Annotated in this window: 10 protein-coding genes; 1 reads left to right on the top strand and 9 read right to left on the bottom strand. The window is 66.6% G+C overall.

The window, feature by feature from the left end; all coding sequences use genetic code 11:
• Positions 1 to 46: 46 nt before the first annotated feature.
• From addA to ahcY, 7 genes are all read right to left on the bottom strand, one after another.
• On the bottom strand, positions 47 to 3526 hold the full coding sequence (gene addA, locus SJY12_RS01555; RefSeq protein ID WP_397505772.1) for a double-strand break repair helicase AddA: 3480 nt from the start codon (positions 3524 to 3526) through the stop codon (positions 47 to 49).
• The gene (addB, locus tag SJY12_RS01550) at positions 3523 to 6537 is read right to left on the bottom strand and encodes a double-strand break repair protein AddB (RefSeq protein WP_397505771.1); all 3015 of its coding nucleotides are present in this window, start codon (positions 6535 to 6537) and stop codon (positions 3523 to 3525) included. Before addB ends, addA begins: the two co-directional genes overlap by 4 nt.
• Complete coding sequence (locus SJY12_RS01545) at positions 6530 to 7252, bottom strand: nucleotidyltransferase family protein (RefSeq protein WP_198143435.1); 723 nt, start codon at positions 7250 to 7252, stop codon at positions 6530 to 6532. Before SJY12_RS01545 ends, addB begins: the two co-directional genes overlap by 8 nt.
• Complete coding sequence (locus SJY12_RS01540; RefSeq protein WP_397505770.1) at positions 7249 to 8238, bottom strand: aminoglycoside phosphotransferase family protein; 990 nt, start codon at positions 8236 to 8238, stop codon at positions 7249 to 7251. The genes SJY12_RS01545 and SJY12_RS01540 overlap by 4 nt, the downstream gene beginning before the upstream one ends.
• Complete coding sequence (gene tsaE / locus SJY12_RS01535; RefSeq protein ID WP_050599914.1) at positions 8235 to 8672, bottom strand: tRNA (adenosine(37)-N6)-threonylcarbamoyltransferase complex ATPase subunit type 1 TsaE; 438 nt, start codon at positions 8670 to 8672, stop codon at positions 8235 to 8237. The genes SJY12_RS01540 and tsaE overlap by 4 nt, the downstream gene beginning before the upstream one ends.
• Positions 8669 to 11014, bottom strand: coding sequence for a PAS-domain containing protein (locus SJY12_RS01530; RefSeq protein WP_397505769.1), 2346 nt, complete (start codon positions 11012 to 11014; stop codon positions 8669 to 8671). Before SJY12_RS01530 ends, tsaE begins: the two co-directional genes overlap by 4 nt.
• An 82-nt stretch (positions 11015 to 11096) precedes the next feature.
• Positions 11097 to 12503, bottom strand: coding sequence for an adenosylhomocysteinase (gene ahcY / locus SJY12_RS01525; protein WP_397505768.1), 1407 nt, complete (start codon positions 12501 to 12503; stop codon positions 11097 to 11099).
• Positions 12504 to 12713: 210 nt separating this feature from the next.
• Here ahcY and SJY12_RS01520 point away from each other — a divergent pair, with 210 nt between their 5' ends.
• Positions 12714 to 13193, top strand: a complete 480-nt coding sequence (locus tag SJY12_RS01520; RefSeq protein ID WP_050599917.1) for a peroxiredoxin — start codon at positions 12714 to 12716, stop codon at positions 13191 to 13193.
• A gap of 103 nt (positions 13194 to 13296) precedes the next feature.
• Here the strand turns inward: SJY12_RS01520 and folE are convergent, their stop codons facing one another.
• Both folE and SJY12_RS01510 read right to left on the bottom strand, forming a co-directional pair.
• On the bottom strand, positions 13297 to 13908 hold the full coding sequence (gene folE, locus SJY12_RS01515) for a GTP cyclohydrolase I FolE (protein WP_050599918.1): 612 nt from the start codon (positions 13906 to 13908) through the stop codon (positions 13297 to 13299).
• The gene (locus tag SJY12_RS01510; RefSeq protein ID WP_397505767.1) at positions 13905 to 15446 is read right to left on the bottom strand and encodes a phospholipase D-like domain-containing protein; all 1542 of its coding nucleotides are present in this window, start codon (positions 15444 to 15446) and stop codon (positions 13905 to 13907) included. The genes folE and SJY12_RS01510 overlap by 4 nt, the downstream gene beginning before the upstream one ends.
• Positions 15447 to 15465: the final 19 nt, after the last annotated feature.

The raw sequence follows: 15465 nt of genomic DNA, 5'->3' as shown, positions 1-15465 counted from the left end.
AATCTCCTGTAAAGCGTGTGGCCCATGATGTGGGCGGCCAAGGCGGTTACTCAACGGGCGGCAGGGCAAAACTTTCCTGCGGCGCCGCAAACGCGGTCTTGTAGGCAGCCAGCCGCGCGGCCGGCAAGGCGAACAACTGCGGCGTCTGGGTATAGAGCACCGCCGCCTCGACCCTGCGCCCGGGATAGATCGTCTCGAGCGCCGCGACATAGGCGGCCATCTGCTTGAGCGTGGCGTCGGGAATGGCCTCGGGAGACAGGGGCGGACGCCGGGCGGTCTTGAAGTCGACCACTGTCACCGTGTCGGCCGTGACCAGCAGGCGATCCGCGGTTCCCATGACCACTTGCCCCTCGACCGTCGCGGCCAAGGGCACTTCGGCCAATGCGCGGGGTCCGAACACTTCCGCAAACGCCGGTTCGGCCAGGACCTGCGTTGCCCGCGCAAGCATTTCCTCACGCTCCGCCAGCGCCAGGTCACCCGCCTGCCGTTCCAGCCATGCGCGCGCCTTGCCTTCGCGGTCTTTCCCAGCGATCTGCGGCAAGCGCTCGAGCAACGCGTGTATCAACGTCCCGCGCCGCGCGGCCGCGCCGACACTGGCAGGTGGCAGCGGGGGATCGCTGCCCTCGGTCTCGCCTAGCCCCGACGGGGCGAGCGGGCGCGGCGGCCGGGGCTCCGGCCCGACCGGCGTGGTGGCCCAGTCGGGCAAAAGCGGCATGCCGTCACCATCCGTATCGGGCGCGGACGGCGCAACCGGGGCAGCGTATTCGCCCAATTCCCAGCGGGCACCCCAGATGGGATCCGCCAGCGCCTCGTTTTGATCGAACAGTGCCGCGAGCCGCGCATACCAGCTATCGTCATGCGGGCCGTTTTTCGCATCGCGCGGGCCGAGCGAGCCGGTAATGAACAGCGCCTCCTGTGCGCGCGTCAGAGCGACATAGAGCAGCCGCCAATGTTCCTGCATCGCCTTGGCTGCTTCCGCCGCGTCAGCCTCGGCGACAGGGCCGACCTTTTCTTCCTTGGTCAGACCCGGCAGCGGAACGGCGCGCGGCGTTGCCGACCCCGGCAGCTCTTCTTCCAGGACCAGATCGCCCGCGCCATCGGGCCGGATAGCGGCATCGGCGAGGATGACGATGGGCGCTTCGAGCCCTTTCGACCCGTGGACGGTCATCACCCGGACCTGGTTGCCGCCCTCCCCGGCTTCGCGCTTCAGTTCGCCATCTCCAGCATCGAACCAGCGGATGAACCCCTGCAGGCTCGCGGTATGCGCGCTTGCGTAGGCATTGGCGGCATTGAGCAATTCGTCGATCGGATCGTTCGCTTCTCGGCCCAGCCGCGCGACCAGCTTGCGCCGCCCGTCGAGCGCGCCAAGCAATATCCAGTGCAGCAATTGCTGCGGGCTGTCGTAATCGGCCCGCCGTAGTATCTCGCGCAGCGCATCGACCGTGCCGCGAACGAACGCATCGCTGCTGCCCCGCAGGTGCTCCCACAGGCGCACGCCTTTCGGCCGGTAGCCGTGCGCCAGCAAATCCTCCTGGCTCCAGCCCAGCAAGGGCGAAACCAGCAGGCTGGCCAGCGTGAGATCGTCAAGCGGCTGCGCGGCAAAGCGCAAGGCGGCCATCAGGTCCTTCACTGCCAGCGGATTGCCGAGACGCAGCCGGTCGACCCCGGCCACCGGGACACCGTGGCGGTACAGCCGCGCGACGATGAGCGAAGCCAGGTCGCGCCGTTTCTGGACCAGCACCATGATATCGCCTGCGCTGGCGCGGCGCTTGGTCCCGCGCGACAACGTAAAGCCATCGCCGGCAGGGTCGAGCCATTCGGCCACCTGCCGCGCGATCCTGTCGGCCAGCAAGCGGTCGTGCCGCGCCAGCCAGCCTTCGCGCTCACCGCCGTCCTCTTCTTCCTCGGCGACACGAACGACCTGCCACAGACCCACCAGTCCGGGTTCGCCGCTGCCCGTATGCGGATCGCTGCGTTGATCGAGCCCGAACCCCTCATGACCGATCGCATCGATCGCCCGATCCACGAAACCGAGCACTTGCTGGTTGGTGCGATAACTCCGGCCGAGGCCGTATTCCTCCAGTCCGCGAATATCGGGCGCGCTGCGCGTATCGCGGGCCGCATCGGCGGCGGCATTCATCTTGTCGCGGAAGAAATCGCGCGCCTGCCGGAAGTTCTCCGGGCTGGTCCCCTGGAAGCCGAAGATCGCCTGCTTGTAATCGCCCACGGCAAAGATCGTGCGCACCGCCTCGCCGCGCGCGCCCGAACCGTCGAAATAATCGTCGGTCAGTGCCTTCACGATCGCCCATTGCGCCGCGTTGGTATCCTGCGCTTCATCGACGAGGATGTGATCGAAGCTGCGGTCGAGCTTGTAACGGATCCAGTCGGCCATCGCGCTGTCGGACAGGAGCGTGGCTGCGCGGGCGATGAGATCGTCGAAATCGACCAGCCCTTCGCGTTCCTTCGCCCTGTGCCAGGCAAGCGCGAAGGCACGTCCCGCTTCGAGCTGCGGGCCGAGGAATGCCGCCAGTTCGAGCAATGCCGCGCGTTCGCGCACCTTGGCCACGGCTTCGGCCACACGTTCCTGGTTACCGGGAAAGTCCGGATCGACTTTTTCCGCCCCGGCCATCTTGCGCGGGGTGCCATCGGCCTTGAGCAGTGTCTTGGAAAACCCGTCGATCGCGGCAAGCCGGGCCTCCGTATCGCTTACCAGCCAGCTTTCGAGAAAATCGGCACAAGTCTGGCCCGTCTTTGCCGACCAGCCGCGGCTGGCGGCCAGGCAGGCGCGCAGGCTGGCGCCGGGAAACGCCGCGTCCGAACATGCGTCTGCAACCCATGCGGCATCGGCATCGGCGGGGAGGCCCAGCAAGCGAAACACGCGCGGCTGCATCGGCGGTTGCCAGCTGCCCGGCCCCTGCCACAGGTTCATGTGCCGCGCGCAGCGCATCAGCCAGCCGCGGACCGCATCGGGTCCCTTGCGCTTGCTCATCTCGGCGACCGCCCCGGCGATGCGCGGGTCGCCTTCGGCCAGCAGGTTCGAGAGAACATCGCGGCTCAGGAGGTCGCGCTCGCGGTCTTCCATCGGACGCGATCCGGGCAGCATGCCCGCTTCGCCGGGGAAGGCGGCAAGCAGATATTGGGCGAAGGCGTGGATCGTATCGATCCGCAATCCGCCTCCGGGGCAATCGAGGACGCGGGCGAACAGCGCCCGGGCCCGCGCGCGCGTTTCTGGGTCGCCGGGCGCGCCCAAAAACGCCAGTTCGCGCGCCAGCTGCGCATCGTCCATCCGGACCCAGCGCGCCAGTACCGCGTTGACACGCACTGCCATTTCAGCCGCGCCCGCCTTGGTGAAAGTGAGGCACAGGACCTGCGAAGGATCGGCACCCGGTTCGAGCAGCAGCCGCAGCACACGCGCCGACAGGACCTGCGTCTTGCCGGTCCCCGCGCTGGCCGAAAGCCACACGCTGTCCTGCGGATCGACCGCGAGGCGCTGCTTGTCCTGCAGTTCGTAGACGGTCCCGCTCACGCCGTTTCTCCGCCATCCTGGTGCGCGATCCATTCATCGAGCCGCATCAGCTGATCATAGGTATCATAGGCGGGATAATCGGGGTTCTCGCGCGCCGTGAAGGAGTCATTGCCCTTGATGAAGCGGTTGATGGCCAGTGTCAGCTTGTCCGCGGTCAGCGGCAGGAATTCCTCGGGCGCCACGCCCGAAGTCTTGCGTCCGACTTTCAGCGGCACGTCGACATAGCCGAAACCGTAGCGGTTTTCCGCATCCTTGGCTTTGCCAAGCGACCAGTATTCGTAGCCTTGCGCGTCGCCGGCCAGACCTTCGAAACCGCCGCGTTCGGCGATCAGGCCGAGGACGCCAAGCTGCAACGCGAAACCGGCCTCGACCCGGGCCGCGCTGGGCGGCGTACCGGTCTTGTAATCGATTATGGCAAGGCTGCCGTCCGCGAGCCGGTCGATCCGGTCCGCGCGGCCGTGGACATGGACGCCGTCGAACGTCATCGCGCCCTGCTTCTCGACCGCCAGCACGCGGCGGTCGTCATAGGCACCGATCTCCTCTTCGATCCAGCGCAGCGCGGCTTCGAGCCGTGGCTGCCACAGCCCCCGCATCAGCGGATCGGCGTTCTCTTCGTCGAGCACGGCCTGCATGATCGGGGCGAGGCGGGCGGCAGGATCCCGCTCGCGCGTTTCGTGCCAGCGTTGCAGGATGGCGTGCGCCACCGTCCCCTGCCACTGCGCCGAAGGTTCGGCATCCAGCGCGTCGAGATCCTTCAGCCCCATGATCCGGTCGGCATAGAACTGGTAGGGATCGCCGAGCAGGCGATCGAGCGCGGTCGCGGAAATGTCGACCTTGCGCTGTTCGGGCTGCGGCTGCGGTGCCGGACGCGGATAGGCCGGCGCGCTCGGCGCGCGGGTCATCGCCCGCGCCAGCGCGACTGTCTCGCGGTCCTCGTAGCGATCGAGCAGCTCGCCCAGCAGCGCCTGCACGCGCAGCAGGAAACGCGAGGGAATGGCCGGGCCGGCCTCGTCCCTTTCGGAACGCGACAGGACCACCTCGGGCGCGCCGAGCGCCCCGGCGAGGTCATGCGCCGACAGTCCGATACGGAAATCGGCACCGGGCACGCCCAGCGCGCGGAGCACCGGCGGGGCAAGCAGCGCGTCGATCCCCCCGCGGACCGGCCAGACGCCTTCATTCAGTCCGGCGCAGATTACCAGTTCGGCGCGGTTCATCCGGCTTTCGAGCAGCCCGAGCACCTGCACCCGCGCATGCCCCCCATAGGGAGGCCGGACCGCCACCTGTTCCATGGCATCGCGCAGCGCAATTGCGGCCTCGCCGGGCGCCAGGGCGAACCCCGCCTCGCGCGCATGACGGCGCAATTCCTCCACGAAGCCAGCCAGCGAACGGCCGTCCTCGCGTGCCCAGAGCTTTTCGCCGCACAGCGCTTCGCCGCTTTCGACCAGCGCATCGAGCAAGGCGTGCATAGGGATGGCATCCTGCCGGTGCAGCGCCACCAGCGGCGAAAGCGCCTGATCGACCGCGGCGTACCAATCGGCCACGCGGCCATGCCGCTGGGCCAGCCGCGCCGCGATAGCCGCGACGGGGGCCAGGCCGCCCGCCTTGCGCGGCCCGCGCAGCGCGCGTTCCACCCGGCGCAGCTGCCGTAGCCAGACGCCGCGCTCCATCCCGCCATCGACCAGCGGGTGGCCCAGCAGCCCCATCAGCGAAACAGGGGCGGCATCTTCGGCGACGATCTCGGCAAGCAGCAGGAACAGCCGGCCGGCAGCGGTCTGCGACAAGGGGCGCCCGCCCGAATCGTCGGCCGTGATGTTCCAGCGGTCGAGGTGGTGGACCACGCGCCGCGCCAGCGCGCGATCGGGCGTGACCACCGCCACGCGCTTTTCCGGTTGTTCCACTGCCTCGCGGACCAGCAGGGCGACCGCCTGCGCCTCTTCCTCCGGATTGGCGCAGGTCATGATGCGCACGCCTGCCAACCGGCGTTTCTCGGCGGGCAGGTCGACCCATCCCTTGCTCGCTTCGGGCGGCAGGAACAGCGATCCGAGCGCATGGCTGCGTTCGGGCTGCGCCGCGGCGATGCCACGGCGATGCCACGGCCGCACTTCCTCGCGTGCGATCCCCATGCGGTTGAGCAGCAATTTGAGGTGGTATTGCGGATGCGTCACCGCATCCTCACGTGCGAAAGGCGTGGCGCCGGGTTCGGGCGTCGCCCCGGCGCGGCCCAATTCGTCCCACACCGCCTGCGGCATGGTGAGATCGAAATCGGACAGGATCACCGCCCCCTGATCGCAATCGGCGACCACTCTCAGCAGCCGCGCAAGCGAAGGTGCGGCGCTGGTCACGCCCGCAGCGACGATGGGCGTTTCGGGCGGCGCAGCACGCCAGCGCGCGGCGGCCCAGTCGAACAGGCGATTGCGCCGAGCTGCCGCGTCGAGCGCATCCCATTGCTGCATTTGTTCCAGCCACTTGGCCTGAACAGTTGCAAAGAGATGGAGGCTGCGCTGCCAGTGATCGGACAATGATCCGAACAGGTCGAGCACGCTTTCGCCGACCAGTTCTTCAGGACCCACGCCCTCGACCAGCAGCCGGTCCATCGTTGCCCCGGTTTCACGCGCGAGCCGCAGCAACGTTGCACCGCCGGGTGTCTCGTCGCCCATCGTGTCCGCGATCAGCCGGGCCAGTGCAAACAGTTGCCGCTGCGGTTCGATAGCGCGGGGTATGTCGGCGGCGCCCAGCGGGTCGAGCAGCGGGCCGAGCGTTTCATCGAGATCGAGATCGCCGACCACCGCCATGCGCGGCATCAGCAGTCCGGGCCTGCCCTGTTCGCCGGCGTGGCGGATGAAGGCTTCGGAAATCGTGCGCCGGGCTCGGCTGCTGGGGACGAGCAGCGTCAGGCGCGCCAGGCCGAACTCGTCGTCGGCATAACGCGGGACCAGGCCAGCGACGAGGGCATCGGCGAAGCCGCGATGTGCGGCAATCGAATAGACCTTCGGCCCCTGCCGCTCAGCCACCCTTGAGCGCTTCCTCGGTCGGGCGGATATGCGCAGGCGTGCCGACTTCGTACCACCGTCCGGTGAAGGCGACACCGTAGAGCCGCCCTTCGGCAATCGCGCGATCCCACAGGACATTGGTCGAAAACTTGCCGTCCGGTGCATCGCGCAGCAGGCGCTGCGATACCAGCTGGATCCCGGTGTAAATGAAGGGCGCGATCCGGCCGGGCAGCTTGCGCGTGAGCTGGCCGGCGGGGTCCATGTAGAAATCGCCCGAACCGTCGAAATTGTGGGCGCGCGCGTGCGTGACGAGCAAAAGCAACGCATCCATGCGCTCGGGATCCCACCCGGCCGAAAGATCGCTGAAGGCGTTTTGCGGGCCGTCTAGCCAGATGCTGTCGGCATTGCAGGCGAAGAACGGATCGGGCAGCTGCCCGGCGGCGGCGGCCTTGACCATGCCGCCCCCGGTCTCGAGCAATTGCTCGCGTTCGTCCGAGAACGTCACCGCGGGCGCCTTGCGCGCACCGACATGCGCTTCGATCGCATCGGCCAGGTAATGCACATTGACCACGGCCCTTGCGACACCGGCTTCCTCGAGGCGGTCGAGCGCACGGTCGATCAGGGGTTTTCCGGCCACGCGCACCAGCGGCTTGGGCGTGGTCGCGGTAAGCGGGCGCATGCGCTTGCCCAGCCCTGCGGCCATCAGCATTGCCGTGTCGGAGACGAGTGTGGTCACTGGATTTCCCCTCCGGCGGCATCGCGGATTTCCTGCGGGACGTTCGCGTCGAACCACGCGGTGACCGGCGCCAGCGCTTCATGCGCCAGATCGCGTTCCATCGCCTGCCAGACGCGCGGGACCATTGCCAGATACCGCGCCTTGCCATCGCGCTTGGCGAGACGCGTGAAAATGCCCACGATCTTGGCGTTCCGCTGCGCCCCGAGCCGGGCATAATCGGCTTCGAAATGGGGGCCCGGGTCGGCCGCGGCACGGTAGCGGCCCAGCATCTCGCATTCGAGTTCGGTCGATACTTCGCGCCGCGCATCCTGCAGCAGGCTGACGAGGTCGTAGGCCGGATGGCCGACCAGCGCGTCCTGGAAATCTATCAATCCCTGCGCTCCCGCCAGCTTGCCGGGTTCGAGCAGCATGACGTTTTCGGCATGGTAGTCGCGCAATACGGTGACGCCGGGATCCTGCCTCGCGAGCAGCGGCTCGAGTGCGGTTTCCCATGCGGCGCGATAGGCCGGCACATCGACCGTCAGTCCCATGGCCGGGCAATACCATTCGACCAGCAGCATCGCTTCGCGCAGGTAGACGGCCATGTCATAGGGCTCGAACGGGCCGGGCGGCAGCCGGTGGAGCGCCACCAGCGTATCGATCGCCTGCGCGTAGATCCCGCGCTCGTCGGCCGGATTGGCATCGATCCATTCGCGCATGCGCTGGTCGCCGAAATCCTCGATCAGCACCCAGCCATTGGCGGCGTCCTCACTCAGTATGCGGGGCGCGCGCAGGCCGTTCCGGTCGAGCCAGTGTGCCACGTGCAGGAACGGCTCCGGGTCCTCGTGCGGCGGCGGCGCATGCATCAGCATCGCGCTGTCCCCCCCCATCCTTACCCGGAAGTAGCGGCGGAAGCTGGCATCGCCGACGAGAGGGGCGATTTCCGCGCCTTCCCACCGGGTGCCACCCAGAAACTCGTGAATCTCGTCGAAAGGCGCATCGCTCATGGCCAGCGGCTTTGCCAAGATGTGCCCGGGGTGACAACGGCCTCGCGGCCTTCGCCCACCTTTTCCAGCGCAATGGCGAGGCAGTTCGGCTCATGGGCGAAACCGCCCGCGTGATCGGGCCACTCGGCCAGCAGTGCGGCGCCCTCCCGGTAGTCGTCGAGCCCCAACTCGGCAGCTTCCGCGGGATCCTCGAGCCGGTAGAAATCGGCATGGACCAGCGGGACCGGCAGGCCGTCATAGGTTTCGATGATCGTGTAGGTCGGCGAAGGCACCTCGCCCTCGTGACCGAGCGCCGCGATGATCGCACGCGCCAGCGTGGTCTTGCCAGTGCCCAGCGTACCGGAAAGCGCCACGACATCGCCCGGCGCCAGCTTCGCGGAGATCTGCTGGCCGAACGCCTCCATCGCCGCGAGATCGGGCAGCGCGATTTTCACGGCAGGGTGATCGTTGCAGTGGTGCCGCTGTTCTTGCGGCTGCGGATCTCGAGCGTACCGCCATGCGCTTCGACCAATTGCCGCGCCAGCGGAATGCCCAGCCCGTGGCGGCGTTCGATACCCTTGCCGTCCGACGACATGCGGATGCCCTCCAGCGCACGAGCAAGCTCGTGCTGGCTCATCCCGCGGCCATTGTCGGAGATCACGATCCGCGTCTCGTCGCGCTTGCGCCCGATATCGATCGCGATCCGGCCCCCGCGCGGGGTGCCGTTGATCGCATTGTCGAGCAGTTGCGAGATCGCGCGGCGCAGCTGGTGCGGATCGGCCGTCACCGATTTTTCCGCATCGCCCTTCAGGTCGAGCGTCAGTTCGCCATCATGGATGCGCTGTTCTTCCTTGCGCACGATCTTGGTCAGGAAGGGCAGCAGCGTGAAGGTGCTCTTGCGCAGCGGCATCAGGCCCGCTTCGGATTGCGACAGGTCGAGCACGTTCTCCACCTGCTCGGTCAGCTTCCCGACCGACAGCGAAATCGCCTGCGCATATTCGGTCGCCTGCGGCGACAGCTCGCCCGCGATGCCGCTGGTCAGCAGCTCTGCGAACCCGCCGATCGAGGTCAGCGGAGTGCGGAATTCGTAACTCATATTGGCGAGGAAACGGGTCATCACCGCATCGGCCTCCTCGAGCGCGCGGTTGCGTTCGCGCAGCGCGACCTCGGCCTGCTGCGACGCGGTGACGTCGAGCACGGTCAGCATCCCATTGCCATCGGGCAGTGGCACGCCAGTGAAGTCGAGCGTCCGGCCATCGGCGAGCTCGATGCGGCCATTGCTCTTCTTGCGATCGAGCGTGGCGGCACGGATCACCTGGTTGAGCTGCGAAACCGAAGCGGGGTCCGACAGATTGCGCGAGATCGCCTGCAACAGATCTTCGGCCTGCGGGTGCCCGTCGAGCACTTCGGGATCGATCCCCCAGGCGCCAGGGAAACCGCGGTTCCACAGTTCGAGGTGGCCGTCGGGCGCGAACACGGCAAGCGCCTCGAACAGATTGTCGAATGTCGCGGTCCGCGTGCGCAGCAGCGTATCGCGCGTTGCCGACAGCGCGAGCTGTTCGGTGCGGTCTTCGGCAATCATCACCAGCCCCCCATCGGGCAGGGGCTGCGCGACGATACGCAGATGGGTGCTGTCGGACAGCGGCCAGGCTTCCTCGTGGGGCTCGTCGCGCTGGAACCACTCGGTCAATTCGTTGCGCCAGGCGGGGAAGTCGCGCACTTCGGGGATCCGGCCGTTTTCGCGCGCGATCAGCAGCATCTGTCCGAACGACGTGCGTTCGTTGACCACGCCGGGGGGGAGCGAGAATACGCGGTGGAAGGGCTGGTTGGCAAAGGTCATGCGGTGGCCGGCATCGAACTGCGCCACGCCGATCGAAAGCTGGTCGAGCATCGAACGCTGCGCTTCGCGGAAGGCACGGAACTCGCGCGCCTGCTCCTCCATTTCCTCGATATCGACCGCATAGCCGGCGATCCCCTCGCCCATCAACGGGAGGTCGGTGACACGGATCGTGCGCCGCGCGCGTTCGATCGTCGCGCTGAGGATGCGTTCGATCGGCTGGCGGCGGTCGGCCGCCTGCTGCGCGACCTCGGCCGCAGTGCGGCCATTGACCGTTTCGACCAGTTCGACCTGGTCGGCAACGACCTGGTCGGCGCTTTCGGCACCCACCGAGGCGACATAGGCCTGGTTGACCAGCCGCAGCTGCATGTCGGCCCCGCGGAACCACATCGGCATCGGGGCGGCCTCGATCAGCCCGACCAGCGCGCCGAAATCCTCGCGAGCGCGCGCCGCTTCCTCGCGCAGCTGAGTCAGTTCCGCCTGGCTGTCGCTGAAGTCGAAGACCCAGACGAGCGCCGACCCGCCGGGGGACACCGCCGGATCGGCCAGCGACCCCTGCAGCGCCAGCGACTTGCCCGAAGCGGGCGAGACATTGATCGCCATGCGAAACGGCTTGGCGGTCTTCTGCGTGCGCCGGACATTGCGTGTCAGCGTATCGATCTGCGCTTCGGTGAGCCCGCGCCCCTCGCCGCCAGCCAGCTCGCTGAGATATTCGGGGACTTTCTCAAGCCCGATCCACCGCGCCAGCCGATCGGGCGCCTCGATCCGCCCGTCGGCCCGTACCAGCAGCGGAATGGCGGGACCTTCCTCGATCAGCCGCGACAGGCGCTGGGCGGTCTTGCGACTGGCGATCGATCGCTGTTCGCGTCCGCTGGCGCGCAGCATCACCCACACCGCACCCGCGGTCCAAAGCGCCAGCAGAAGGCCGATGACGGCCAGCAGTGCGGGAGATGAGTCCATTACCCGCCAGCTATGCCTACGCGCGCGGGGATGCAATGCCCCCGCGCGCGTTCATGCGTGTGTATCCGGACCGGAACGGCCGTCAGTAACGGTAATGTTCGGGCTTGAACGGCCCATCGACCGGCACGCCGATGTAGTCGGCCTGCTTCTGGCTCAGCTTGGTCAGCTTCACGCCCAGCTTGTCGAGATGGAGCGCCGCGACCTTTTCGTCGAGATGCTTGGGCAGGACGTAGACGTCGTTCTTGTATTCGTCGCCCTTGGTCCACAGTTCGATCTGCGCGAGCGTCTGGTTGGTGAAGCTGAAGCTCATCACGAAGCTCGGGTGACCGGTGGCGCAGGACAGGTTCACCAGCCGGCCCTTGCCGAGCACGATGATTTCCTTGCCGTCGGGGAACTTCACCAGGTCGGTACCCGGCTTGAGTTCGTTCCACTCGTAATTGTCGAGCGCCGAGATCTGGATCTCGCTGTCGAAGTGACCGATGTTGCAGACGATCGCCTTGTCCTTCATCGCCTTCATGTGTTCGGCGGTGATGACGTGTTCGTTGCCCGTCGCGGTGCAGAAGATATCGGCGACCTTGACCGCTTCTTCCATCGTCACGACCTCGAAGCCGTCCATCGCGGCCTGGAGCGCGCAGATCGGATCCACTTCGGTGACCAGCACGCGCGCGCCGCCGTTGCGCAGCGACTGCGCCGACCCCTTGCCGACATCGCCGAAGCCGGCGACGCAGGCGACCTTGCCCGACAGCATCACGTCGGTTGCGCGGCGAATCGCATCGACCAGCAATTCGCGGCAGCCATAGAGATTGTCGAACTTCGACTTGGTCACGCTGTCGTTCACATTGATCGCGGGGAACGGCAGCTTGCCCTGCTTGGCGAGATGATAGAGGCGGTGGACGCCGGTGGTAGTTTCTTCCGACACGCCGACGATGTTCTTGACCGATTTGGTCAGATAGCCCGGCTTGGCCTTGAGGAACGCCTTGAGCGCGCGCTGGAATTCGATTTCCTCGGCATTCTGCGGCTCGGGCAGTTCCTCGCCCGCTTCGACGCGCGCGCCCCACAGCGCGAACATGGTCGCATCGCCGCCATCGTCGAGAATGATGGTCGCTGTCTGGTCGGGATTCTCATCGGTCGACCAGTCGAAGATGCGGCCGACATAGTCCCAGTAGTCGGCCAGGCTCTCGCCCTTGATCGCGAAGACCGGGATGTCCTGCGCCGCGATGGCCGCCGCGGCATGATCCTGCGTCGAGTAGATGTTGCAGGTCGCCCAGCGCACATCCGCGCCGAGCGCCACCAGCGTCTCGATCAGCACGGCGGTCTGGATCGTCATGTGCAGCGAACCGGTGATCCGCGCGCCCTTCAGCGGCTTTGCCGCATACTCCTCGCGCAGCGCCATCAGGCCCGGCATCTCGGTTTCGGCGATGGCGATCTCGGCGCGGCCGTAATCGGCCAGGGCAATGTCCTTGATGACGTAATCGGTGAATTCGCTCACGGTAAATCCTCAGTCTATCGGGGTGGTGGCCGCTTGGGGGGAGTGCGCGGCTGCCGCATGGCAGCGGCCCTAGCCGCCCAGCCGAACGAGGGCAACATCCCCCTCCCGCGGCCCCGTACCAGCCCCCGAGCCGCAACCCGCGCTGGGAGCTTGCGCATCGCCGCGGTGCAGCTTACCTCACCCGGCACACGCGATAGACGGAGTTTTGTTATGACGATTTCGGTAGGCGACAAGCTGCCTGATGTAAAAATGGTCAAGGCGACCGAGAACGGCCCCGAGCAGGTAAGCTCGGCCGACTACTTCAAGGGCAAGAAGGTGGCGCTGTTCTCGGTGCCCGGCGCCTTCACCCCGACCTGTTCGGCCAAGCACCTGCCCGGCTATGTCGACAAGGCCGGCGATCTGAAATCGAAGGGCGTCGACGAAATCGTCGCCACGGCAGTCAACGACGCCTTCGTGATGGGCGCATGGAAAAGCGCTGCCGGTTCCGACGACATCACCATGCTCGCCGACGGCAATGGCGATTTTGCCGAAGCGGTCGGCCTGACGATGGACGGTTCGGGCTTCGGCCTCGGCAAGCGCGGTCAGCGTTATTCGATGGTGGTCGAGGACGGCGTGGTTACCCAGCTCAATGTCGAAGCACCGGGCGATTTCTCGGTCTCGAGTGCGGAACACATGCTCGGCCAGATGTAAGCCATAGGCCCTGCCGACACGCAAACAGACGCCCCGTCCGGCTTGCTGCCCGGCGGGGCGTTTTTACTTGCGGGTTTGACCTCGGAGCCGGCCGCCCGGGCGGTCAGCCGTATCCCATCAGCTTGAGCACTTCTTCGCGGCTGCGATGGTCGTCGAGGAAGGTGCCCATCATCCTACTCGTGACCATGCCGACACCGGGCGTGCGCACGCCGCGCGCGGTCATGCAGGCATGCGATGCCTCGATCACCACCGCGACGCCCTGCGGCTGGAGATTTTCCCAGATACAGTCGGCCACTTCGGCGGTCAGGCGTTCCTGCACCTGCAGCCGCCGCGCGAAGCCATGCAGCACGCGCGCAAGCTTCGAAATGCCGACGACGCGGTCATGCGGCAGATAGGCGATCGCGGCCTTGCCTATGATCGGCGCCATGTGGTGTTCGCAATGCGACTGGAACGGAATATCCTTGAGCAGGACGATCTCGTTGTAACCGCCCACTTCCTCGAACACGCGATCGAGGTGCACTGCCGGGTCTTCGGTGTACCCGATGCAATATTCCTTCCACGCGCGCGCCACCCGCTTGGGGGTGTCGAGCAAGCCTTCGCGCGCGGGATCGTCGCCCGTCCATTCGATGAGCGTGCGGATCGCATCCTGCACATGCTCCGGAACGGGCAATTTGCCGCGCGGATCGTCCTCGTCGGGTCCAACTAGGCTGCTCACGTTCCCTTGATCCTCCTGAACTTGTCGCGAAACCGCTTGAGCCTGCTCCCCTTGCGGAAAAGCCCGCCGTTTGCAAACGGCTCGAACATGTCGTCGGGGTCCTCCGGATCGAGCAGCGCGCTCTCGGCGAGGCCCTTTTGCACGTCGTTGAGTTCGGGAGGATGGTAGCGCCGCAAATTTCGGCCGCCTTCGCCTTGCGAATGGTCGATCAACGCGGCCATCGACCCGTGCCGCGACAGCAGTTCGCCAACCTCGTTTTCATCGATGCCGCAGTGTTCTCCGAGCAGCGAATGGCGCAGAGCCGCGATCGCATCGGCGGCGTGCGCATTGCCCTTGCGCGTCGAATCGATGAACACATCGCATTCGCTGTCGAGGCCCATCGAGCGGTTGTTGAGATTGGCCGAGCCGATCCGCAGGATCGTGTCGTCGACGATCATGATCTTGGCGTGGACGTAGATCGGCGTCTCGCCGGTGAAGGGGGACCAGAGCGAGAACCGGCGCTGCGGATCCGCTTCGCCGATCGCGCGCACCAATTCCGCCCGGGCATGATCCATCGCCTGCTGTTCGAGCCAGCCATCGGCGTGGCACGGATGCACGATGACGATTTCCGGCGGATCGTCCTCTCCCAGGCGGGCGATGATGGCTTCGGCGATCGCCCGCGATGCGAAATACTGGCTTTCGGCGTAGATGAACCGCTTCGCGCCGGCGATCTGGTCGAGATAAAGCTGCTCGATCTCGGTGATCTTTTCCCAGTCACGGTAGGCAGCGCGGGTACGTGCCACGCCGATCTCGACATCTTCGAACTGGGCGGTCAGCGCATCGGGCCAGGGGCTGCCGGGGGCATCGGGAACTTCGGGTAGCTCGGCACCGCCGGCCGATGTCCACCGGTCGTCGCCCAGCTCGGCAAGCGCGGTGGCGACCTCGCCCTCCATCAGCATCGCGGCATCGTGCCACGGGCCGTAACTGCGCCCGTGCGGTGTCTTGCGGCGCGGATCGACCTCGTCGTGATCGCGCGTGTCCCAGCGCTTGTCGGTCATGTCGATTCCGCCGCACACCGCCACCTTGTTGTCGAGCACGGCGATCTTCTGGTGATGCGTGCAACCGATCGGATGCGCGGTATCGAAGTGGAAGTTGATCCGGCTATGACGGAACCAGCGGGCAAGATCCCACCACATCGAGGCACGGCCCATGGTCGACAGTGCGCCTACGCTCCACTTCAGGATACGGATGTCGAGCTGCTTGCGGTGGCGCGCCAGCCAGGCGATGAAACTGCCGAGCCGCGACGGGTACCCGCGTTTCCACGCACGCTGCCACCAGCGCCGCCCGCGTTCCAGATGTATCCGCGTGTCGAAATCCCAGCCGATCAGCAGGATTCGCCGCCGCGATTTGAGCATCGCTTCCTGCATGAAGGCGAAATAGTCGGCAGCATCGACGATTACGCTCGCGCGCGAGGCCCTGGCATAGCGCCAGACCCCGGGCTCGACCGAAGGCGACAGCGCCGAAGTGCGGCTCGGATCCGCCTGCTTGTCTTCACTCATGTGCCGACCCCCTGCGCTG

This window comes from Qipengyuania sp. R86523, assembly GCF_044596365.1.
GTDB classification, from domain to species: Bacteria; Pseudomonadota; Alphaproteobacteria; order Sphingomonadales; family Sphingomonadaceae; genus Qipengyuania; species Qipengyuania citrea.
Note: the sequence above shows the minus strand (reverse complement) of the source record. Positions and strands in the feature narration are given on the sequence as shown.

Excerpts from the sequence above, each read along its gene's own strand:
- SJY12_RS01540 (WP_397505770.1), bottom strand. The coding sequence starts at position 8,238 with ATGAGCGATGCGCCTTTCGACGAGATTCACGAGTTTCTGGGTGGCACC.
- SJY12_RS01530 (WP_397505769.1), bottom strand. The coding sequence starts at position 11,014 with ATGGACTCATCTCCCGCACTGCTGGCCGTCATCGGCCTTCTGCTGGCG.
- SJY12_RS01520 (WP_050599917.1), top strand. The coding sequence starts at position 12,714 with ATGACGATTTCGGTAGGCGACAAGCTGCCTGATGTAAAAATGGTCAAG.
- SJY12_RS01510 (WP_397505767.1), bottom strand. The coding sequence starts at position 15,446 with ATGAGTGAAGACAAGCAGGCGGATCCGAGCCGCACTTCGGCGCTGTCG.